This window comes from Pseudomonas sp. S1(2024) (assembly GCF_046557535.1).
Genome location: NZ_JBKGFP010000071.1, coordinates 99,962 through 121,444, shown reverse-complemented (window position 1 = coordinate 121,444; position 21,483 = coordinate 99,962). Strand labels below are relative to the sequence as shown.

Annotated in this window: 20 protein-coding genes; 12 read left to right on the top strand and 8 right to left on the bottom strand. The window is 58.6% G+C overall.

The features are described from left to right. Together ACLCGK_RS20040 and ACLCGK_RS20035 are read left to right on the top strand one after the other, a co-directional pair. A partial coding sequence (locus ACLCGK_RS20040; RefSeq protein WP_410952748.1) for a DUF6861 domain-containing protein occupies positions 1–983 on the top strand: 983 nt, incomplete at its 5' end. Between the two features lie 10 nt (positions 984–993). After that, positions 994–1,611, top strand: coding sequence for a GAD-like domain-containing protein (locus ACLCGK_RS20035; protein WP_410952747.1), 618 nt, complete (start codon positions 994–996; stop codon positions 1,609–1,611). Between the two features lie 116 nt (positions 1,612–1,727). Here ACLCGK_RS20035 and cheR read toward each other — a convergent pair whose 3' ends face one another. Beyond that, the gene (gene cheR, locus ACLCGK_RS20030) at positions 1,728–2,555 is read right to left on the bottom strand and encodes a protein-glutamate O-methyltransferase CheR (RefSeq protein WP_023661396.1); all 828 of its coding nucleotides are present in this window, start codon (positions 2,553–2,555) and stop codon (positions 1,728–1,730) included. Positions 2,556–2,606: 51 nt separating this feature from the next. Further along, positions 2,607–3,536, bottom strand: a complete 930-nt coding sequence (locus tag ACLCGK_RS20025) for a chemotaxis protein CheV (protein ID WP_013973629.1) — start codon at positions 3,534–3,536, stop codon at positions 2,607–2,609. Positions 3,537–3,613: 77 nt separating this feature from the next. On the opposite strand from ACLCGK_RS20025, the gene flgA reads away from it, so the two are divergent. The 4 genes from flgA to ACLCGK_RS20005 all read left to right on the top strand — a co-directional run bounded on the left by flgA (position 3,614) and on the right by ACLCGK_RS20005 (position 6,185). Continuing rightward, positions 3,614–4,366: a flagellar basal body P-ring formation chaperone FlgA gene (gene flgA / locus ACLCGK_RS20020; protein ID WP_410952746.1), complete on the top strand. Its 753-nt coding sequence runs from the start codon at positions 3,614–3,616 to the stop codon at positions 4,364–4,366. 164 nt (positions 4,367–4,530) lie between these two features. Next, positions 4,531–4,845, top strand: coding sequence for a flagellar biosynthesis anti-sigma factor FlgM (gene flgM / locus ACLCGK_RS20015; protein WP_023661394.1), 315 nt, complete (start codon positions 4,531–4,533; stop codon positions 4,843–4,845). A gap of 49 nt (positions 4,846–4,894) precedes the next feature. Beyond that, positions 4,895–5,362, top strand: coding sequence for a flagella synthesis protein FlgN (locus ACLCGK_RS20010; RefSeq protein ID WP_397461292.1), 468 nt, complete (start codon positions 4,895–4,897; stop codon positions 5,360–5,362). Between the two features lie 79 nt (positions 5,363–5,441). After that, a complete protein-coding gene (locus ACLCGK_RS20005; protein WP_410952745.1) occupies positions 5,442–6,185 on the top strand; it encodes a flagellar brake protein in 744 nt (247 codons plus the stop codon). Between the two features lie 339 nt (positions 6,186–6,524). Here ACLCGK_RS20005 and ACLCGK_RS20000 read toward each other — a convergent pair whose 3' ends face one another. Further along, positions 6,525–7,865 carry an MFS transporter gene (locus tag ACLCGK_RS20000; RefSeq protein ID WP_003257254.1) on the bottom strand — a complete coding sequence of 447 codons (1,341 nt, stop codon included), beginning with the start codon at positions 7,863–7,865 and terminating at the stop codon, positions 6,525–6,527. Positions 7,866–8,137: 272 nt separating this feature from the next. Continuing rightward, a complete protein-coding gene (bkdR, locus tag ACLCGK_RS19995) occupies positions 8,138–8,623 on the bottom strand; it encodes a Bkd operon transcriptional regulator BkdR (RefSeq protein ID WP_012273540.1) in 486 nt (161 codons plus the stop codon). Positions 8,624–8,821: 198 nt separating this feature from the next. Between bkdR and ACLCGK_RS19990 the strand changes: the two genes are divergently transcribed. From ACLCGK_RS19990 to lpdA, 4 genes are read left to right on the top strand one after another with little or no spacing between them, the layout of a single operon-like run. After that, positions 8,822–10,054: a 3-methyl-2-oxobutanoate dehydrogenase (2-methylpropanoyl-transferring) subunit alpha gene (locus tag ACLCGK_RS19990; RefSeq protein WP_410952744.1), complete on the top strand. Its 1,233-nt coding sequence runs from the start codon at positions 8,822–8,824 to the stop codon at positions 10,052–10,054. Between the two features lies 1 nt (position 10,055). Next, complete coding sequence (locus tag ACLCGK_RS19985) at positions 10,056–11,114, top strand: alpha-ketoacid dehydrogenase subunit beta (protein ID WP_015271253.1); 1,059 nt, start codon at positions 10,056–10,058, stop codon at positions 11,112–11,114. Further along, complete coding sequence (locus ACLCGK_RS19980) at positions 11,115–12,401, top strand: dihydrolipoamide acetyltransferase family protein (RefSeq protein WP_410952743.1); 1,287 nt, start codon at positions 11,115–11,117, stop codon at positions 12,399–12,401. It begins immediately after the preceding gene. A gap of 2 nt (positions 12,402–12,403) precedes the next feature. Then, positions 12,404–13,783 carry a dihydrolipoyl dehydrogenase gene (gene lpdA / locus ACLCGK_RS19975; RefSeq protein WP_038410063.1) on the top strand — a complete coding sequence of 460 codons (1,380 nt, stop codon included), beginning with the start codon at positions 12,404–12,406 and terminating at the stop codon, positions 13,781–13,783. A 206-nt stretch (positions 13,784–13,989) separates the two neighbouring features. On the opposite strand, the gene ACLCGK_RS19970 is transcribed toward lpdA, so the two are convergent. Beyond that, the gene (locus ACLCGK_RS19970) at positions 13,990–14,988 is read right to left on the bottom strand and encodes a diguanylate cyclase (RefSeq protein ID WP_410952742.1); all 999 of its coding nucleotides are present in this window, start codon (positions 14,986–14,988) and stop codon (positions 13,990–13,992) included. A gap of 91 nt (positions 14,989–15,079) precedes the next feature. Next, a complete protein-coding gene (locus ACLCGK_RS19965; RefSeq protein WP_410952741.1) occupies positions 15,080–15,958 on the bottom strand; it encodes a LysR family transcriptional regulator in 879 nt (292 codons plus the stop codon). Between the two features lie 121 nt (positions 15,959–16,079). Between ACLCGK_RS19965 and ACLCGK_RS19960 the strand changes: the two genes are divergently transcribed. Continuing rightward, the gene (locus tag ACLCGK_RS19960) at positions 16,080–16,814 is read left to right on the top strand and encodes an AzlC family ABC transporter permease (RefSeq protein ID WP_410952740.1); all 735 of its coding nucleotides are present in this window, start codon (positions 16,080–16,082) and stop codon (positions 16,812–16,814) included. Next, on the top strand, positions 16,811–17,137 hold the full coding sequence (locus ACLCGK_RS19955; protein ID WP_003257245.1) for an AzlD domain-containing protein: 327 nt from the start codon (positions 16,811–16,813) through the stop codon (positions 17,135–17,137). The genes ACLCGK_RS19960 and ACLCGK_RS19955 overlap by 4 nt, the downstream gene beginning before the upstream one ends. A 387-nt stretch (positions 17,138–17,524) precedes the next feature. Here ACLCGK_RS19955 and ACLCGK_RS19950 read toward each other — a convergent pair whose 3' ends face one another. Then, on the bottom strand, positions 17,525–18,193 hold the full coding sequence (locus ACLCGK_RS19950) for a hypothetical protein (RefSeq protein WP_039612673.1): 669 nt from the start codon (positions 18,191–18,193) through the stop codon (positions 17,525–17,527). Next, positions 18,183–21,482 (bottom strand): hypothetical protein, encoded by a 3,300-nt coding sequence (locus ACLCGK_RS19945; protein WP_410952739.1) that lies wholly within the window; start codon positions 21,480–21,482, stop codon positions 18,183–18,185. Before ACLCGK_RS19945 ends, ACLCGK_RS19950 begins: the two co-directional genes overlap by 11 nt. Position 21,483 lies beyond the last annotated feature (1 nt).

The window sequence follows — 21,483 nt, the reverse complement described above, 5'->3', positions numbered from 1 at the left end:
GCGCGGCCATGGGCCTCAAGGTCAGTGGCTGGATCCTCGGCGCGCTGGGGCTGGCCTCCATCGCCGAGTTCTTCATCGAGGGCTTGCCGCGTATCGGCGAGTACTACGTCGACGGCATTCGCTTCGCCTGGGAAGGCACCTGCGGCAATGAAGGCACGGGCCCGTTCTGCCGGGACGACCCCTATGCGATATCCCGGGCCACGCATCAGATTGCCCAAGGCCATGTGGAAGTCGTGTTGCTGTTGTTGGGGGCGATCGTGTCGTACCTCACCCGCGGCCGCGGCGATGCCCGGGTGCTGGCCCAGGAGATGGCGGCCAGCCGCAAAGGTGCGCGGCTGGGGCAATGGATGCTCAAGCATGAAGAGGGCTTGAAGAAACGGCCGGACCTGCAGGTAGCGGAGCGGCGCAAGGGGGCGGTGGGTGAGCCGCAACCGATGCAGCCTGATCGGCCGGCAGGGAAAGACAAGGAGCCCTCGACAGGGAAGCCCGGTAGCATGCCGTTGCATACCGTGGCGTGCTTCAAGGCAGACAAATTGCCAGTATCCAAGCATGGCGAGTTTGAACGGCAGTTGAAAGGGCAGCAGGAAGGGTTGAACCGGCTGACGGTTGAGGAGTTTCTCGAGAATATTGCCAACCCCGTAAAGCGGAGCCCTAGCGCGGCAAAAAGAGCGCGCAAAGAGCTGGAAGAAGCACTGACCCAGCGACTGGAAGAAGAGTTACAGGAATCAATGGGATATAGAGCTGCAAAAGCAGAAGCAGCTAAGAGGGCAAAGAAAACCATGGCAAGCCTTGCAGCCCTGCACAACCCTGACCTTGTAGCCGGCGGGAAAGATGTCATTGCTGATTTTGGAGATCGGCAGGTCAACTCAAGTATCGGACCACAATGGAAGACTAAGGTCGAGAACCTAAGAAATGCCGCAGCGGCAATACCAGAATCCTCTCGTGGCAGAACGTTGATAAATGTAAATCTTCACAAATGCTAGGAGACAATAAATGGATGAGGCTTTTTCTGTTTTTCTAGAAGAGTTTGGCAATACCATAGAGCGCCGAGAAGTCCCAGTATCGAGCATTCAGCGCTATCGCGGGACACTGCCTGATCAGCTACTGGAGTATTGGAGCGAGCATGGATGGTGCGGTTATGGCGATGGGATTTTCTGGATGGTCAACCCACAGGAGTATAATGGCATTGTAGCATCCTGGCTTGAAGGCACCGCGCTCGAAACCATCGACAACTATCACGTGATTGCCAGAAGCGCCTTTGGAGACTTGTACCTCTGGGGAGAGAAGACAGGCGCATCACTCAAAATCACGAGCGTGCTTTCGCGCTACAGAGTTCATAACTCCATTTACGTTGGAGACAAAATGAACAAGGGGGTTAAGGCCTTCATGGCATCCAAGCGGGTAGATACCAACGACTACGGCGACCTATTCAAGCCGGCTCGACAAAAACTTGGCCAGCTAGGCCCTGACGAGATGTATGGTTTCACCCCCGCCATCATGCTTGGCGGCCCTGATAATCTTGACCATTTGGCGAAAGTAAAAATTGTGGAGCACTTGATGCTTCTATCGCAAATATCCGAACTCAAGCCATTCGCCCTTTCCGACTTTTAGGCAATTTATCTACAAGCACAGCCTTCCCGCATCGACCAGCAATGGACCAAGCGCCGCCAGGCGCTTGGGACCCACTCCTGATTACCGCAAAATTTCATCTCACGGAGATAGCCGACTCACTTCGCCTGGTAGATGATCCCCGGACTGCACTGCACCATCTGGTAATGGTCCGGCAGCCCGTTCAGCGCCTCGGAAGCCCCGAGGAACAGATAGCCGCCCGGCTTCAAGGTACTGTGGATACGTAACAGGATGTCCTTCTTCACCTGCGCCGAGAAGTAGATGAGCACGTTACGGCAGAACACCACATCGAACTTGCCCAGGCTGGCATAGCTGTCGAGCAGGTTGAACGAGCGGAACTCGACACGGCTGCGAATCGCCGGCTTGACTGCCCAGCGCCCCGGCCCCTTGGTTTCGAAGTAGCGCTGCAGGCGCTCCTGGGACAAGCCACGGGCAATCGCCAGGCTGTCGTACTCGCCGGTCTTGCAGTTGGTCAGCATGGTGCCGGACAGGTCGGTGGCCACGATTTGCGCGCCCATCTTCAACTGGCCGAGGTTGCTGCGTTCGAACTCGTCGATAGCCATGGAGATGGAATACGGCTCCTGCCCCGACGAACAGGCCGCCGACCACATGCGCAGGCGCTGGCCAGGGTTGTTGCGGATGAACTCGGGGATGACCTTGTTCTTCAGCACCTCGAACGGGTAGGTATCGCGAAACCACAGGGTCTCGTTGGTGGTCATGGCATCGACCACCTGCTCGCGCAAGCCGCCGCGCGGTTGGGCCTGGATGCGCTGCACCAGTTCGCCCAGGCTCTTGATGCCCTGTTGCTCCATCAGCTTGTTGAGACGGCTGGAAACCAGATACTGCTTATTCTCGCCCAGCAGGATGCCACAGGCTTTCTCCAGGAAGACCCGGAACTGTTCGAAATCCAAATTACCCGTAGACACTACTGCCGCCTCTTTTCAATCACTGGTGCCGGGGGCCTGCCCCCGGCTGCTTCAATGCGCCGCCTTGATCCGGTCGACCACCCGCTGGGCCAGGTCGTCCGGCTTGAACTTGGCCAGGAAGTCATCGGCACCGACCTTCTTGACCATCGCCTGGTTGAACACCCCGGAAAGCGAAGTATGCAGGCAGATGTGCAATTTTTGCATGCGTGGGTCACTGCGGATCTCTGCCGTTAGCGTATAGCCGTCCATTTCCGGCATTTCAATGTCCGAGATCATCATCAGGAACTCTTCTTCCGGCTTCTTGCCCTCATCCACCAGCTGGCGCAGGTAGTTCAGGGCCTGACGGCCGTCATTGAGCGCCACCACCTCGACCCCCACGGTCTGCAGGCAGCGGCTGACCTGTTTGCGCGCCACCGACGAATCGTCGACGGTGAGCACCCGCAGCAGCACGGCCTTGTCCTGCACCTCGGCATCGATCACACCGGCCGACACCGACTCGGAGGACGGCGCCACTTCGGCCAGCACCTTCTCCACATCGATGATCTCGACCATGCGGTTGTCCACCCGGGTGACCGCGGTCAGGTAGTGGTCGCGGCCAGTGCCCTTGGGTGGCGGATGGATCTCTTCCCAGTTCATGTTGACGATGCGCTCCACCGAATGCACCAGGAAGCCTTGGGTCTTGGTGTTGTACTCGGTGATGATCACGAAACTGTTGCGCGTGTCTTCCTGCAGCGGCCGCAATCCGGTGGCCATCGACAGGTCGAGGATCGGGATGGTCGCCCCGCGAATATTGGCAACCCCACGCACCACCGGGTGCGCCTTGGGCAGCAGGGTCAGCGCAGGGCATTGCAGCACTTCCCTGACCTTGAATACGTTGATGCCGTAAAGCTGTTCGCCATTGAGGCGGAACAGCAGCAATTCCAGGCGATTCTGCCCCACCAGCTGCGTGCGCTGGTTGACCGAATCCATAACACCTGCCATGCCAGACTCCTTTATGTTTCAGCCTTTCGTTGCAACTCAGGTAGCGAGTCGGCACGGGCTTTGCTTTTTTGAGCGCCATGTACACGAAAACGACATTTTTCCGACGACTGACGCACCTGCTGACTGGCTCGCTGGCCATGCTGTGCCTGCTGGTGCCCGGCGCTCGCACGGTAGCGGACGCGTTTACCTTGCCTGAACAACTTATCGGTGTCACTCAAGGGTTTCTTGAATTCAGCGTCGAAGATTATCTGGCCACCACCCAGACCGCCGGCCGTTACGAGATCCAGGTCAACCCGCTGGACCCGCGCCTGCGCATGCCGCTGTGCAGCCAGCAGCTGGACGCCTCGCTTGAAAGCCCGGCCCAGCCGTTGGGCCGCGTCACGGTGAAGGTGCGCTGCGAAGGCTCGGCGCCCTGGACCGTGTTCGTGCCGGCCACTGTGCGGCTGTTCCGCGACGTGGTGGTGGTGACCCGACCACTCAAGCGCGACAACGTGGTGGGCGAAGGCGACGTGGCCCTGCGCGAGCGGGATGTCGGAACCCTGGGCCAAGGCTTCCTGACCGAACTGGAGCAGGCGGTGGGCATGAAGATGCTGCGGCCCACGGTGATCGACCAGGTACTCACCCCGCAACACCTGGAACAGGCCGAAGTGGTGCGCAAGGGCGACCACGTGGTGATCATCGCCCGCAGCGGCAGCCTGAGTGTACGCATGCCCGGGGAAGCCCTGAGCAAGGGTGGCCTGAGCGAACAGATCCGGGTGCGCAACCTCAATTCCAAACGGGTGATCAAGGCCAGGGTGACCGGCCCTGGACAGGTCGAGGTGAGTATGTAGCCAGCCCGTTGATTTGCGCTGGCGGTGAGGAACCGCTTTTCCTAAACTGTGTCAGAAAACGGGTTCGCGAGCTTGCTGACAGGCGGCTATGCATTTGTGCCTAAAGTTTCTTTCGGGTTGGCCGAAAACAAGGCAAGCGTCCAAATACCCAGAGGTTTCTGATCATGGTCATCGACTTCAGTCGTTTGAATAACTCTCCGTCCGTCACGGGCGGCGTGCGCGGCAATACCGCGTCCGGCAGCGCCGAAAAACCGGCAGCCAGCCAGGAAGCGGCAACCGGCACCAGCGCCAGCGGAGAAGCGGTACACCTCAGCCAAGAGGCCCAGCAGTTGCAGAAGATCAGCGACAAGCTGCGCGACGAGCCGGTGGTCAACAGTGCCCGTGTGGCCCAGTTGAAACAGGCGATCGCCGACGGCAGCTACCAGGTCGATGCCGGCCGGGTCGCCAGCAAACTGCTCGATTTCGAAGCCCAGCGCTGACCGTTCGGCGCGCTGACTTCACGGACGCTAGAAAAGCCAAGAGTTAGCCATGCACGACACCACCTTGCTGCAACTGATCGAAGATGACATTGCCCCGCTGCAGGAACTGCTTGACCTTCTGCAAAAGGAAGCGATCGCCCTGCATGGCCGCGACATGCCGCTGCTGGAGCAGATCCTGGCGCGCAAGCAGTCGTTGATCATCTTGCTCGAGCAGCACGGCCAGCGCCGGAGCCAGTTGCTCGGCAGCCTGGGCCTGAGTGCAGATCGGGCAGGTGTGCAGGCGCTGGCTGCGCAATCGGCTCATGGCGAAACGATGCTGCAGCGGCTCGACATGCTTTCGCAGCTGATGGACAGCTGTCAGCAGGTCAACCAGACCAATGGCCGGATCATCCAGGTGCAGCAGCACGTCACCAACAACCAGATCCGCATCCTCATGGGCGGAGACTCTCCGTCGCTCTACGACAGCCGCGGCAGTACCTCGCCGCTGGCCAAGCCACGGGCGCTCAGCCAAGTGTGATTTTTCTATTAAGGCACGGAACATACTGGCAAAATGCCGTTAATTGCGTGTGTCGCTTTTGCCTGGAGAACGATAAGCCGTGTTCAATGAATCCGATGCCCCGCAGCCGCCAAAGGTGCTAAACACCCCTTTGGAGATTGCGGCCAATTTGCGGCAGCTGCAGGAAAGCCACGACCCCCTGATCATCACCTTCCACGACCGCAGCCAGCGCTTCCAGAGCTACGTGGTGCACGTGGACCGTGAAAGCAACATCCTGGCGCTGGACGAGATGATTCCGCGCGATGGTGAGAAATTCATCGAGAACGGCGAACACTTCCGCGTCGAAGGCTTCCATGATGGCGTGCGTATCGCCTGGGACTGCAACCATGCGTTGAGGATCAGCGAAGTCGACGGCCACCGCTGCTACCGCGGCGCCATGCCTCAGGAGATGACCTACCACCAGCGCCGCAATGCCTTCCGCGCCGCGCTGAAGCTATCGCAGCTGGTCGATATCATCCTCGATGGCACCCACCTCAAGGGCAACGGCGCCCTGCGTGGGAAGCTGCTGGACATCTCCGCCACCGGCTGCAAACTACGCTTCGAAGGCAATGTCGAGGATCGCCTGCAACTGGGCCAGGTATATGAACGCTTCAAGGCAGGCACCCCGCTGAGCCTGGTCGATACCATGGTCGAGCTGCGCCACCTGCACTATGAAGAGCGGATCAATACCACCTTTGCCGGCGTGCGCTTCCATAACCTTACCGGGCAGGCGCAGCGCAAGGTCGAGAGCTTCGTGTACCAGTTGCAGCGTGAAGCGCGGCGGTTCGACAAGGACGACTATTGATCGTCGGCCGAGTACAAAACGCCACCTATCAAGGTGGCGTTTTCATTTGTGATTCTCCTGTGCCGGCCTCTTCGCGGGCATGCCCGCTCCAACAGAACTGCACATAACTCATTGAATTAGAAGGGACTCTGTGGGAGCGGCTTTAGCCGCGAACACCGGCGCAGCCGGTGCCATGCACCGCGTTGGATTCTTCGCGGCTAAAGCCGCTCCCACAGGGTACGCGTACTGCTTGCGGATCCAGTTATCTACGCGACAGCTCTCCCACAGGTACAACGCATGCCTTGAACGCTGCGCGGTCGCTGTGGGAGCGGGCGTGCCCGCGAAGAGGCCGGCACAGGCCTACACCGACTTGCTGACCTCACCTTCCGGCTCAGGCTCCTTGTCAGCCCCCTTCTCCTCCGCCTCGGTATCCTCAGCCGCCACCGGCGCCTGCATTACCTCCTGCACCGTCTGCTCATCCACCCGTGGGTCCAGCGCCGCCGACAGTGGCGAACCGGCAGCCGGCATCGCAACGTGGCCCAAAGGCGCATCCTGCACCTGGTGCAGCCCGGTGACCGCCTTCGGACGAATGCGCCACACCAGCACCAGGGCAAAGAACACGAAGAAGGCATACAGCATCTGCGGGCCCAGCACCTTCATCAGCACGCCTGCCGCCAGCGGCCCGATACACGCGCCCACACCGTAGGTCACCAGCAGCATCGCGGTCAGCGACACCCGCCGCTCGCTTTCCACATGGTCGTTGGAAAACGCCACCGCCAGCGGGTAGAGGCAGAACTGCAGCAACGAAATCACGAAACCTATGCCGAACAGCAACTCCAGCGGCACACTGGGCAGCATTGCAAGTGGCGCCGAGGCCAGCGCCAACCCCACGGCCACGCTGCGGATCAGCACCGCCCGATCGTAGCGGTCAGACAACCAGCCCAGCGGCCACTGCACCAGCAGGCCGGCAAAAATGCAGCTACCCATGAACAGACCGACCTGTTCGGTAGTCATGCCTTGGCTGGAGGCATACAAGGGCGCCAGGCCATAGAACGAGCCGACGATCAGCCCTGAGCCCAGCACCGTGCTGAGCGACTGCGGCACCCGCTTGATGAAGAACTTCGGCTCCATCGGTGCCGGGCGCAACGGTGCGGGGTGAATGCGCCGGGTCATGGCCACCGGCACCAGGCACAGGGTGAAACACATGGCCACCAGCATCAGCAGCTCCAGGCCAAGCTGTGGGTGCACCACCAAAATCAGCTGGCCGAGCACCAGGCCCAGGTAAGAGGCGATCATGTAGCCGCTGAACACCGCGCCGCGGTGCTTCACATCGGCCTGCTCGTTCAGCCAGCTTTCGATGACCATGTACTGGCACATCATCCCCAGGCCGACGATCATCCGCAGCCCGACCCAGGCCGGCAGCCAGCTGGTCAAGCCATGGCCGAGCACCGCCGCACCGACGATGCCAGCACAAGTGGCGTAGGCGCGAATGTGCCCTACTCGGCCAATCAACCGGTGGCCGACCTTGCCGCCTACCGCCAGGCCAAAGTAGTTGGCCGCCATCAAGGCACCCACCCACAGGCTGTCGACATGATCGGCTGCCAGGCGCAGGGCCAGGTAGGTACTGAGCAGGCCCGAGCCGATCAACATCATCAGCGCGGCGAAATACAACGACTGAAACGGCTTCCATATATTTCGCATAGGTCCCTTGCGGCTCCCGGGTCAGGTGGCGATGGGTTGCAGCCAAGCATAAAAGCAAAATTGCTGCGGCGCAGTCCCCTGCCTGACAATTCGTGAATCAAGGGCGCGTCCAGTGTCGGTCATGTCGTGTTCATGCACGTGCACCGGACTGCACTCAAGCGTTTCGCTCTCACGGTTTTTGAATGCAAGCGCAATACCGGGAGAAATACTCAACTTCTATTTGAGTAATATCCGGCTGGCCTGATAACCGGCTTCCCCCGTCAAAGCCGCCCTCATTCCCGCAAGGTCATGCCATTGGCCGGCAGCGGCAAGGCCGTCTTGTAACGCACCTGCTTCAAGGCAAAACTGGAACGGATATTGGCCACCCCCGGCAACCGCGTCAGATAATCCAGAAACCGTTCCAGCGCCTGGATGCTGGGCAGCAGTACCCGCAACAGATAGTCCGGATCGCCCGTCATCAGGTAGCACTCCATCACCTCGGGCCGTTCGGCAATCTCTTCCTCGAATCGATGCAACGACTGCTCGACCTGTTTTTCCAGGCTCACATGGATGAACACGTTCACATCCAACCCCAACGCCTCGGGTGACAGCAAGGTCACCTGCTGGCGGATCACCCCCAGCTCCTCCATGGCCCGAACCCGGTTGAAGCACGGCGTGGGAGACAGGTTCACCGAGCGGGCCAGTTCGGCGTTGGTGATGCGGGCATTTTCCTGCAGGCTGTTGAGAATGCCGATATCGGTACGATCGAGTTTGCGCATGAGACAAAATCACCGGTTTTTTGTGTTTATGCGGAATGTTTATCTGCCCTGCTCGGCAAAGGCAACCAACTTGAGAGAAAAATTCTCCTGCCGGACCACTAAGATGTAGGGGACGCTGACCTACCAGTCACAAGCCGGTACTCAGCGGCGGCCGCTTCAGAGCTCACAAAAACAAATACCCGAGCGAGCGTAAAAAGCATGAACGAGTACGCCCCCCTGCGTTTGCATGTGCCCGAGCCTACCGGCCGGCCAGGCTGCCAGACCGATTTCTCCTACCTGCGCCTGAACGATGCAGGTCAAGCCCGTAAACCCCCAGTCGATGTCGACGCTGCCGACACCGCGGATTTGTCCTACAGCCTGATCCGCGTGCTCGACGAGCAAGGCGACGCGCAAGGCCCGTGGGCCGAAGACATCGACCCGCAAGTTCTCCGCCAGGGCATGCGCGCCATGCTCAAGACGCGGATTTTCGATAGCCGCATGGTGGTCGCCCAGCGCCAGAAGAAGATGTCCTTCTACATGCAGAGCCTGGGTGAAGAAGCCATCGGCAGCGGCCAGGCCTTGGCGCTGAACCGCACCGACATGTGCTTCCCCACCTACCGCCAGCAAAGCATCCTGATGGCCCGCGACGTGTCGCTGGTCGAGATGATCTGCCAGTTGCTGTCCAACGAGCGCGACCCGCTCAAGGGCCGCCAACTGCCGATCATGTATTCGGTGCGCGAGGCCGGTTTCTTCACCATCAGCGGCAACCTGGCGACCCAGTTCGTGCAGGCGGTCGGCTGGGCCATGGCCTCGGCGATCAAGGGCGATACCAAGATCGCCTCGGCGTGGATCGGTGACGGCGCAACCGCCGAGTCGGACTTCCACACCGCCCTCACCTTCGCCCACGTGTACCGCGCCCCGGTGATCCTCAACGTGGTCAACAACCAGTGGGCGATCTCCACCTTCCAGGCCATCGCCGGTGGCGAGTCGACCACCTTCGCCGGCCGTGGCGTGGGTTGCGGCATTGCCTCGCTGCGGGTTGACGGCAACGACTTCGTCGCCGTGTACGCAGCCTCGCGCTGGGCCGCAGAACGCGCTCGTCGCGGCCTGGGCCCATGCCTGATCGAGTGGGTCACCTACCGTGCCGGCCCGCACTCGACCTCGGACGACCCGTCCAAGTACCGCCCGGCCGATGACTGGAGCCACTTCCCGCTCGGCGACCCGATCGCCCGCCTGAAGCAGCACCTGATCAAGATCGGCCACTGGTCCGAGGAAGAACACCAGGCCACCACTGCCGAGCTGGAAGCCGCGGTGATAGCCGCGCAGAAGGAAGCCGAGCAGTACGGCACGCTGGCCAACGGTCACATCCCGAGTGCTGCCTCGATGTTCGAGGACGTGTACAAGGAAATGCCCGACCACCTGCGCCGTCAACGCCAGGAACTGGGGGTTTGAGATGAACGACCACAACAACAGCATCAACCCGGAAACCGCCATGGCCACCACTACCATGACCATGATCCAGGCCCTGCGCTCGGCCATGGATGTCATGCTCGAGCGCGACGACAATGTGGTGATCTACGGCCAGGACGTCGGTTACTTCGGCGGCGTGTTCCGCTGCACCGAAGGCCTGCAGAACAAGTACGGCAAGTCCCGCGTGTTCGACGCGCCGATCTCCGAGAGCGGCATCGTCGGCACCGCCGTGGGCATGGGTGCCTATGGTTTGCGCCCGGTAGTGGAAATCCAGTTCGCCGACTACTTCTACCCGGCCTCCGACCAGATCGTTTCCGAGATGGCGCGCCTGCGTTACCGCTCGGCCGGCGAGTTCATCGCCCCGTTGACCCTGCGCATGCCCTGCGGTGGCGGGATCTATGGTGGCCAGACCCACAGCCAGAGCCCGGAAGCGATGTTCACCCAGGTGTGCGGCCTGCGCACTGTCATGCCGTCCAACCCGTATGACGCCAAGGGCCTGCTGATCGCCTCGATCGAATGCGATGACCCGGTGATCTTCCTGGAGCCCAAGCGCCTGTACAACGGCCCGTTCGACGGCCACCACGACCGCCCTGTCACCCCCTGGTCGAAGCACCCGCAAAGCGCCGTACCCGATGGCTACTACAGCGTGCCGCTGGACAAGGCAGCCATTACCCGCCCCGGCAATGACGTGACCGTGCTGACCTACGGCACCACGGTGTACGTGGCCCAGGTGGCCGCCGAAGAAACCGGCGTCGACGCCGAGGTGATCGACCTGCGCAGCCTCTGGCCGCTAGACCTGGAGACCATCGTCGAGTCGGTGAAAAAGACCGGCCGCTGCGTGGTGGTACACGAAGCTACCCGCACCTGCGGCTTCGGCGCCGAACTGGTGTCGCTGGTACAGGAACACTGCTTCCACCACCTGGAGGCGCCGATCGAGCGCGTCACCGGTTGGGACACCCCCTACCCCCACGCACAGGAATGGGCTTACTTCCCAGGGCCTTCGCGGGTAGGTGCGGCATTGAAAAAGGTCATGGAGGTCTGAATGGGCACGCACGTCATCAAGATGCCGGACATTGGCGAAGGCATCGCGCAGGTCGAGTTGGTCGAGTGGTTCGTCAAGGTCGGCGACATGATCGCCGAAGACCAGGTGGTGGCCGACGTCATGACCGACAAGGCCACCGTGGAAATCCCTTCGCCGGTCAGCGGCAAGGTGCTGGCACTGGGTGGGCAGCCCGGTGAAGTGATGGCGGTCGGCAGCGAGCTGATCCGCATCGAAGTGGAAGGCAGCGGCAACCATGTGGATGTGCCCACCAAGGATGCGCCCAAGCGCGAACAGGTCGAGGCCCCCGCTGCCCTGGTAGCCGCCAAGCCAGAGCCGCAGAAGGAAGCAAGACCGGCCGCGTGCCAGGCGCCCGTCAACCACGAGGCAGCCCCGATCGTGCCGCGCCAGCCAGGCGAAAAGCCGCTGGCCTCCCCGGCGGTGCGCAAGCGCGCCCTGGATGCCGGTATCGAACTGCGTTACGTGCATGGCAGCGGCCCGGCCGGGCGTATCCTGCACGAAGACCTCGACGCCTTCATGAGCAAACCGCACAGCGCTGGCGGACAAGCGCCGAGCGGTTATGCCAAGCGCACCGACAGCGAGCAGGTGCCGGTGATCGGCCTGCGCCGCAAGATCGCCCAGCGCATGCAGGACGCCAAGCGCCGCGTCGCGCACTTCAGCTATGTGGAAGAAATCGACGTCACCGCCCTGGAAGCCTTGCGCCAGCAGCTCAACAGCAAGCACGGCGACAGCCGCGGCAAGCTGACCCTGCTGCCGTTCCTGGTGCGCGCCCTGGTCGTGGCACTGCGCGACTTCCCGCAGATCAACGCCACCTATGACGACGAAGCCCAGGTCATCACCCGCCATGGCGCGGTGCATGTGGGCATCGCCACCCAGGGTGACAACGGCCTGATGGTACCGGTACTGCGCCATGCCGAAGCTGGCAGCCTGTGGAGCAATGCCGGCGAGATCTCGCGCCTGGCCAACGCTGCTCGCAACAACAAGGCAAGCCGCGATGAGCTGTCCGGTTCGACCATCACCCTGACCAGCCTGGGCGCACTGGGAGGCATCGTCAGCACGCCGGTGGTCAACACCCCGGAAGTGGCGATCGTCGGCGTCAACCGCATGGTCGAGCGGCCTGTGGTGATCGACGGCCAGATCGTCGTGCGCAAGATGATGAACCTGTCCAGCTCGTTCGACCACCGCGTGGTCGATGGCATGGACGCCGCGCTGTTCATCCAGGCCGTGCGCGGCCTGCTCGAACAACCCGCCTGCCTGTTTCTGGAGTGAGCATGCAACAGACTATCCAGACTACCCTGTTGATCATCGGCGGCGGCCCTGGCGGCTACGTGGCTGCCATCCGCGCCGGGCAACTGGGCATCCCCACCGTGCTGGTGGAAGGCCAGGCACTGGGCGGTACCTGCCTGAACATCGGCTGCATCCCGTCCAAGGCGCTGATCCACGTGGCCGAGCAGTTCCACCAGACCTCGCGCTTTGCCGGGCCGTCGGAGCTGGGCATCAGCGTCGCCTCGCCGCGCCTGGACATCGGCCAGAGCGTGGCCTGGAAGGACGGCATCGTCGACCGCCTGACCACCGGCGTCGCCGCGCTGCTGAAAAAGCACGGGGTCAAGGTGATCCATGGCTGGGCGAAGGTGCTCGACGGCAAGCAGGTCGAGGTCGATGGCCAGCGTATCCAGTGCGAGCACCTGTTGCTGGCCACTGGCTCCAGCAGCGTCGAACTGCCAATGCTACCGCTGGGTGGGCCGATCATTTCCTCGACCGAAGCCCTGGCGCCGAAAACCCTGCCGCAGCACTTGGTAGTGGTGGGCGGCGGCTACATCGGCCTCGAGCTGGGCATCGCCTACCGCAAGCTGGGCGCCCGGGTCAGCGTGGTGGAGGCGCGCGAGCGCATCCTGCCAACCTACGACAGCGAGCTGACCGCCCCGGTGGCCGAATCGCTGAAGAAGCTGGGCATCACCCTGCACCTGGGCCATAGCGTCGAAGGTTACGAAGGCGGCTGCCTGCTGGCCCGTGATGGCCAGGGCGGCCAACTGCGCCTGGAAGCCGACCAGGTGCTGGTGGCCGTGGGCCGCCGGCCACGCACGCAAGGTTTCAACCTGGAGTGCCTGGACCTGAAGATGAACGGCGCCGCCGTCGCCATCGACGAGCGCTGCCAGACCAGCATGCGCAACGTCTGGGCCATCGGCGACGTGGCCGGCGAACCGATGCTGGCGCACCGGGCCATGGCCCAGGGCGAGATGGTCGCCGAGATCATCGCCGGCAAGGCACGCCGTTTCGAACCCAGCGCGATTGCCGCGGTGTGTTTCACCGACCCGGAAGTGGTGGTGGTCGGCAAGACCCCGGAGCAAGCAAGCCAGCAAGGGCTGGACTGCATCGTCGCGCAGTTCCCGTTTGCTGCCAATGGCCGGGCCATGAGCCTGGAATCGAAAAGCGGTTTCGTGCGGGTGGTGGCGCGCCGTGACAACCACCTGATCCTGGGTTGGCAGGCGGTTGGCGTGGCGGTTTCCGAGTTGTCGACGGCGTTTGCCCAGTCGCTGGAAATGGGCGCGTGCCTGGAGGATGTGGCCGGCACCATCCATGCCCACCCGACACTGGGTGAGGCGGTACAGGAAGCGGCGCTGCGCGCGCTGGGCCACGCCCTGCATATCTGACACTGAAGCGGCCGAGGCCGATTTGGCCCGCAGCGCCCCTGGCGTTACGGGTCTTTTTTCATTCAGGCCTTACGGCGGTCCAACACAAAACCTGAAACCACCGCGGTCTCTGTGGGAGCAGGCATGCCCGCGAAGCCCCCAACACGATGTATGGCACCGGCTCCGCCGGTGTTCGCGGGCGCGCCCGCTCCCACAATGATCGCGATCTATTGGGCTATCGCGTTCTTGCCGTTCCCCTTGGCCCGGTACAGCGCCTTGTCGGCACGCGCCAGCAGTGCATGCTGGTCCTCCCCTTCCTCCCATTGCACCACACCGTAGCTCATGGTCAGCCGGCAATCGCCCACCGGCTCTATCTGCGCCATCGCCTGGCGCAAGCGTGCAGCCACCTCCAGCGCCTCGCCCAGCGAGGCCTGCGGCAATACGATGACGAACTCGTCCCCACCCCAGCGCGCCAGCAGGTCCTGCTCCCGCAGGCAGGCACGCAGGACGTCGACCACCCGCAACAGCGCCGCATCGCCATGGGCATGGCCATAGCGGTCATTGATCGGTTTGAAGTCATCCAGGTCCATGGCTATCAGCGACAACGGCTGGCGAAAGCGCTGGGCACGCTCGCACTCCAGTTGTAACGCCTTCTCCAGCCGATAGCGATTGGCAATGCGGGTCAACGCATCACGCTCGGCCAGCTCGCGGTTTTCGTCCAGCTGCCGCTGCAACTGCTGGTTCACCCAGGACAGCTCGCGAGTGCGTTCGGCCACCTGGCTTTCCAGCGACTGGTTCCTCTGCTGCAGTTGCGCCACCAGGCGCTTGTTGGCGTCAATGTTGCGGTGGGCACCAAGCATGCGCGCCACCGAGCCGTCCTCGTTATGGGCGATGATGTAACCGCTGTCTTCTATCCACAGATAGCTGCCATCCTGGCAACGGCAGCGGTATTCGACCAGATAGTGCTCGTTACGCTGGCTGATGTACGCCTCGAAATGTGCCATCACCCGTGGGTAGTCCTCCGGGTGGATCACGCTTTCCCAGGTGAGCACCGAGTTGGCCATGGAGTGGCTGGGGTAGCCGAGCATGGCGTACCAGCCCGGGTTGCGATAGACGTAGCCGGTATTGGCATTCCAGTCCCAGATACCATCGCTGATCAGATCGAACAACGTATGCAACTGTTGCTCACTGAAGCCGGCAGGTACCGGCCGGGTTTCCTGACTCATTGACGCTCTCCCTGATGCCTGGCGCACCCGAACAGAATAGCCTCGACGCCCTGTTTTTGCGGCGCTGAGGACAGGCATGGCTTGAGGACGCTCAAGCCAGATGCAACAGCGCCTCCTCCACGGCAGCAACCACCTGGTTGCCCTTGGCACCCGGCAGCCGCCATGCGGCGATGGTCATGCCCAATGGCACCGCACGGTCGATGGGGGCGACCAGTTCGCCGCTGTCGAGGTAGCGTTGCACCAGGCTTCTGCGCCCTATCAGCACCCCCGCGGCCAGCAAGGCTTGCTGCAGGGCGATCGAGTACAGGGAAAAACCCGGCCCACGGGCAACGAACTTGTGCCCGGGCATCACCGCCCCCGTCCACACCGCCCAGTCGTTCCAGCCCACGTCAGCGATGCAACGGGCGTCGGCAAGGTCCTCGGGCTTGGTGATGCTGGTGGCCAGGGCCGGCACGCACACGGGCAGGATTTCTTCCGTGGCTATCCTGCGTTGCCAGCGCTCGGGCTTTTCGGTGTAGAACAGGCACAGGTCGAACGGGCTGCGCTTCAGGTTGGGCGGCTCATCCACCGCAGTCACCGAGATCTCGATGGGTGCCAGCAAGCGGGTCAGTTCCGGCAGGCGTGGCCCGATCCACAACTGCGCCAGAGCAGGCGATGTGACGATATGCACCCGCTGCGGTGCCGCCAGGCGGCGCAGTGCGCGCGCAGCGGCTTCCACGGCGTCGAATGCCTCGGTGAACTGGCCTTTCACGCTTTCGCCCAAGGGCGTCAGCCGTACGCCTTTGGCATGGCGCTCGAACAAGGCCGCGCCGTATTCGTTCTCCAGGGTCTTGACCAGGGCGGCGATGGCCCCCGGTGTCACCTTCAGTTCGAGTGCAGCACGGGCGAAACCGCCCAGGCGGGCTGACGCTTCGAAGGCACGCAAGGCATTGAGCTGCAGCGAGTGCCGGGTAGAAGTATCGAGGTACACGGTTTCAGGCCTATTTTTTTTAGGCCTACTATTCCAGAAATCTGGCGTTGTGGCCAACTGTCGCGCGCATTAACGTGGACGTGCCGCCCTTGTACCGCCTGCACACTTTCAAGGATTTCAAATGCCGTATCCAAGCGCGCTCCAAGCGTTCAGGCAAGGCGCCCGCAGCGCCCTGCCATTGACCTCCGGCATAGTGCCCTTCGGCCTGATCACCGGGGTCACGGCGATCGGCATGGGCCTGTCGCCAACCGATGCCATCGGCATGACCTTGCTGTTCTACTCCGGTTCGGCGCAGATGGTGGTGATGCAGTTGATGCAAAGCGCCGCCCTGCCGGTGACCATGGTAGTCACCGCGCTGGTGATCAACCTGCGCTTCCTGATGTACAGCGCCAGCCTGGCCCCGCACCTGGGCCAGTTGCCCCGCCGCTGCAAGTGGCCGATGGCGTACATGCTGTCGGACCAGTCCTTCGCCCTGTGCATGCTGAAGATGGGCACGGGCGGGCTGGGACAGTATGCCTACCCCTACTATGCCGGTACGGCAATCACCATGTTCTTCGGCTGGAACCTCTCGGTGCTGGCGGGCATGTATCTGGGAGCGAGCATTCCTGAAGACTGGTCGCTCGGCTTTGCCATCCCCCTCTCGTTCCTGGCCCTGTTGATACCTGGCATTCGCAATGCAGCCACGCTTGGCGCAGCGCTGACCGGCGGTGTGCTCGCCGTACTGGCCGTCGACCTGCCCTACAACCTCGGCCTGCTAGCTGGCGCGCTGGGCGGCATCGTCGCTGGGCTAGCCATCGAGAACTGGCAAAAACAGCAAACTGCGGCAGAAGCCACTACCGAGCAGGAAGCATCATGAGCGAAACGACCCAGTGGATGACCTTCATTCTGATCGGCCTGGGCACCTTCGCCATCCGCCTGTCGTTCATCGAGTTGCACACGGCATTGCGCATCCCCCCACTGTTTCGCCGCGCCCTGGCGTATGTGCCAGCCAGCGTGTTGGCCGCATTGGTACTGCCGGCCGTGGTATTCCCGGACCGGCAGGCAGGGTTCGACTGGATGAACCCGCAGATACCAGCGGCGATACTGGCCGCGCTGGTGGCGTGGCGTACGCGCAGCACGATGCTGACGCTGATTGTGGGCATGGGAGTGCTGTGGGCCTTGAAGCATCTGGGGATGTAGGAATACGCAGCTTCAAGGCTTCCCGATTTCGCGTCACCAACACCGGGTGAACGCGGTAAGGGAACGAAAGGAAATGGCGTCCCAGGCAGGAATTGAACCTTTATCTGGGGGAGGACTATCCTCAAGACTGCAAAAAACTCGATAACATATTGATTTTAATAGAACATTAGCGAAGCACTCATGACCCTGTCCGAGGAACCGGTCTCCCGAACAATTACACCCTTGCAACGCCCGTTTTCCAGCCTGTCGTCAAGAACCCACAATGCACCCGGCAGATCGAGGTAGGCTGCGGTTAATTACCTAAACTGATAATTACCATCGGAAGCAGGGTGAGAAAAATTCCGCACCAACTGTCAAATCATTTCGTTTCGACCTACATATTGCAGTCTACTTCCTGCGAGGAGTAGAAGGCTTAATTTCCTTCTGCTTCCACTCCAAATAGCCCTTGATAACATCCATACCAATAATTCTTCGCTGCAGAACGTTATCAAGAAACACGCCACTGGAATCAAACTTAAGAAATGATCCAAACTCTTCAATTAATGCATCAATAGCAAAATAAGCGCTAGTAACTTCATCCCTGCCTGAGTGTAAAGCAATCTTTCCACCAGTCAATTCCAACTCGATCAACTGACTATTTGCCTCGCTCAACTCCGCAGCCAACCTAGCGCATTCATTAGACAGCCTTGAGCATTGCAACCTCAGCTTGGCATCAGACCTAACATTTCTTCTTGACTTATTTATCACGCACTGAGGATTTTCCAATATAAATGTATCAACGATAGCCGAATAAAATTCTGACTTGTAAAGCCCACTCACGCTGACATGAGCGGCCTTGTCCGCTACGGCAACAAGACCATCAGGCACGCTTCCCTGAAGCGCCAATTTTTCGGCATCTTCAATACCCGCAGCAACATAGATGAGAAGACGTTTTTTTGAAAGAAACGTTAATTTTCTTTCTGCAATTTCTTCTAACACCCTCACCAAAATCGCGGCTCGAGCTTCAATCCTCTGAATGTCAGATTTTCGCTTCGGTATCGCACCTTTATGAATCAATCCCATCCTCCTTAATGCCTCTAGCATCAGCCACATGCTTGAACCACTCGACATCAGAAACTTCAAGAAGCCTCAACAACTTGCCGTAATCAAAGTCGGCTTTATTTATTTCCTCTCTCAACAAAGCAGCGAGCCGTGTTTCAGGATTAACTACTACAGGCTCTAAAAGCGCCTGGTAAATTTCGCCTTTCTGGGCAAGAATAAACCTAATCGCACGATTAACTTTGTCTCTGAAGCCGACCGACATAGTAGTAGGGAATTCAACTACCTCATCCAACCTCCGTAAGAAATCCTCCGCTGAGCCTCGTTCAACAACATGACGGGTTACTACTTTGGTCACCAGATCTTTGTCACCAACAACATGAGAATAACCTACAGCACTTTCGCGATGCTTAAAAACTAGAGAATCTAATGTTCTCTCTAAAAAATACCAAGCAACAAGCTCCTCACCAAGCGAATTTAACTCGCGCTCCAGCATTGCCAGCTCTTCGGACGAGAAAGTATCCCTGCTCTCGGCCAATCTACTTTGAATTCGTTCAAAGTCTTCAGCCAATTGATGCCTCGTCGCGGACACAGCAAAAATTGAATTGAGCGACCAAACTGCCAATGGGCACCACGGACAAATTTTCCGCCCTTTAAAACGCACCATTACATGCGCAGGGCAGACATAGCCTCTCACACAAACATGAGTAGAACTCTGCACCAAATTTGCCGACTTCTCATTGGCGATAATCTCAAATGCGCCTGGCTCTTTATTATTAGAATCATCCACATCAGAAAAATTCAGCAAACCAAATTCATTAATAACTCTACTCACATCGCCGGTACCGCGACTCAAAAGCAATGCTTCAAACTGTCCCTCAACATCAGCTCGCTTGATTAACGGATGCTTCAACGGCTCCTTAGTATTGATTACACCTGCAAAACGGCGCCGGAAGTCGTCAGCGCCAGTGTCATAATGCATGACAGTTTTTGCAGTTTGACCTGTAGTTTTCGCCACTTCCTCTGGCGTTAGTCGACTCAAAAGATGAGTGATATGCATAGCCCTCCCGCTGTGGCCGGTCAATTTCGACCGTACTCGAACAGGGCAGAAAGATAACTCTCCATATTGAGGATCAGCATATGTTGCAACCTTCACTGCATCACTCTTCACCCTAACTGCCTGCCATTGCTCCCACGTGTAATAGTCAGTTTTTCGAGATTTTGTTTCACGTGGACTACCCATGAATGCTGCACATTCTACTGTGCCATCACCATTCCTGCGCATCCAACTCTGAAAATCCAACATCGAGTGAGTAATTACCTGGGCATACATCTCATCTTTGACTGGATATCCAGAATGAGCATCATTACAAAATAGACAGTTAATCTCACCCCACTTTGAATTGACATTCCCCTCATAAAAACAGCTCTTCCCAAATCCAGGGGCTTTAGTTTCAGAAAAAATATCCGCACGCCATTTCGCCTGGCGATCTAATTGCGATATTACGGCATAGCGACAATGAACAGTGAAAGGTTCGGTTCTAATTTTATCCGTATTTATAAACAAATAGGACAACCCTACTTGCGGATCAATATCTCGATCCACATGAATGGCATATGTGTCGCAACTTAGCCACTGTAAGTTCTGCCCTCTCAGGCCACCCCTAACCAAACAATACGGGAAAATTGTAGTAGCCGGATTATAACGATATTCATTGCCTATCTTAAGAAGCACAAGGGCTCTTCGACTCACAGACAGAATAGGATGCAGGCCGTCACTCAGATATACGACTGGCACATATCCGATTTCATTAAAGTCCAAAACAGCCAACTCATTGTCACTGTACCTATACCTCATACCCTTGACATAGCCATCCAGGAATGGCTCCGCAGTCGCTATTGCCTCCAAATACTTAACATAAACATCCTCGTGCTCAGATGTAAATGTGTGTTTATTTGTCCGATAAGCCTTTTGGGTGGGAGGTAGCCACCATATAGGCTGAGACAATTTTTCACAACCTGCTGCATCAGGGCGGAAATCAATCAGATGCTGAAAAAATCGCCTCAGGCTGTTACCAACAGCATAATAAAACTCATAACCCATAACTTCAGAAAACTCCCAATATGATAAAGGGCGCATTCCATCCGATTTTAATTTCGGCTTATAAAAAATACGACCCACGAACATATTTGGGAATTTAGGATACAGAAATTCCGCACCTGGATTCTTATGAAACCACGCAGGCAGATACACAAACAGATACAAATTGAATCTTCCAAAGCATGTTAAGAGAATTTGGGAATTCTCATAAGATTGCTCCTCCGCGTATTCCGCCTGGAGCCGTAGCCAAGTATTCGCTGCAACCTCTATATCTACTCCCACCTTGGCCCATGCAACCTCAAGGTTTAATCTTTTGATACCCATCCCGTAAAAACTAGCAGCAGCGAGCTTTAAATCATCCATCATGAAAGAAACCAACTTAATTGGATCTGAATAATTACAGAACGAAGACTCAAGTAATTCTTGCTGCCCTCGACTGACCATTCTGTCAATCGCATCTTTGGTTAAATTCATAGTCGCTTCCCTCACTTGAATCGGATCAACTGAAAGCCTTACTCCAAATCTCTTTTTCAACACATCAACTATCTGATCCAAAGGCAAAGGAGAGTTCTTCTCTGACTCGTCCAAGCTAAACTCTTTCCACTTTCGAATATCCTCCAAGCCAACATCTTCAGGTTTGTACCAAGATGACGCTAGGGCAAGCTTCACCCCCATCTGAATAACAGTCCTTTCTTTTCGCTCTTGAGGATCGTATTGACGGGGCGCCTTACTCCTTGTAATTCTTATAATGTCTAACTCCCGAAACACTTTCGCGATGGATGTGTAACATGCATATCGATCCGAAACCTCATCTATCCAAGATGCCTGCGGGCGAGTGAAGCGATATGGCAGTATCAAACACTGCATCCTATGTAAATCAATTAAAAGAAATTTTATTATGTGATTCAGTTGCGTCCGTGTAGACCTGCCAACATCCGGTGTGTGACCTATACGCACCAGAACTACAATTTCTGCTTCACTTAGCAAACCCTCTCGATCCTCCAGCGCAGCCTCCAGAAGCTCAGATATATATGTAAAAATTTCATCTCGAGATGGCCGATACGAACTGAAGCGTTTAAGAAATCGTGGCTTAACACCGGAAACTTCATCTAACGCATGGATGAGCCGGACAACAGACTCCCGGAAGCACTCCATTAACTGAAGCGCTGAAACAAGGAAAATAATACCTTCGGTAATATTAATCATT

Coding starts and splice junctions, on each gene's coding strand:
- ACLCGK_RS20035 (WP_410952747.1), top strand. CDS start 994: ATGGATGAGGCTTTTTCTGTTTTTCTAGAAGAGTTTGGCAATACCATA.
- ACLCGK_RS20025 (WP_013973629.1), bottom strand. CDS start 3,536: ATGGCAGGTGTTATGGATTCGGTCAACCAGCGCACGCAGCTGGTGGGG.
- flgA (WP_410952746.1), top strand. CDS start 3,614: ATGTACACGAAAACGACATTTTTCCGACGACTGACGCACCTGCTGACT.
- flgM (WP_023661394.1), top strand. CDS start 4,531: ATGGTCATCGACTTCAGTCGTTTGAATAACTCTCCGTCCGTCACGGGC.
- ACLCGK_RS20010 (WP_397461292.1), top strand. CDS start 4,895: ATGCACGACACCACCTTGCTGCAACTGATCGAAGATGACATTGCCCCG.
- ACLCGK_RS20000 (WP_003257254.1), bottom strand. CDS start 7,865: ATGCGAAATATATGGAAGCCGTTTCAGTCGTTGTATTTCGCCGCGCTG.
- bkdR (WP_012273540.1), bottom strand. CDS start 8,623: ATGCGCAAACTCGATCGTACCGATATCGGCATTCTCAACAGCCTGCAG.
- ACLCGK_RS19990 (WP_410952744.1), top strand. CDS start 8,822: ATGAACGAGTACGCCCCCCTGCGTTTGCATGTGCCCGAGCCTACCGGC.
- ACLCGK_RS19985 (WP_015271253.1), top strand. CDS start 10,056: ATGAACGACCACAACAACAGCATCAACCCGGAAACCGCCATGGCCACC.
- ACLCGK_RS19980 (WP_410952743.1), top strand. CDS start 11,115: ATGGGCACGCACGTCATCAAGATGCCGGACATTGGCGAAGGCATCGCG.
- lpdA (WP_038410063.1), top strand. CDS start 12,404: ATGCAACAGACTATCCAGACTACCCTGTTGATCATCGGCGGCGGCCCT.
- ACLCGK_RS19970 (WP_410952742.1), bottom strand. CDS start 14,988: ATGAGTCAGGAAACCCGGCCGGTACCTGCCGGCTTCAGTGAGCAACAG.
- ACLCGK_RS19960 (WP_410952740.1), top strand. CDS start 16,080: ATGCCGTATCCAAGCGCGCTCCAAGCGTTCAGGCAAGGCGCCCGCAGC.
- ACLCGK_RS19955 (WP_003257245.1), top strand. CDS start 16,811: ATGAGCGAAACGACCCAGTGGATGACCTTCATTCTGATCGGCCTGGGC.
- ACLCGK_RS19945 (WP_410952739.1), bottom strand. CDS start 21,482: ATGATTAATATTACCGAAGGTATTATTTTCCTTGTTTCAGCGCTTCAG.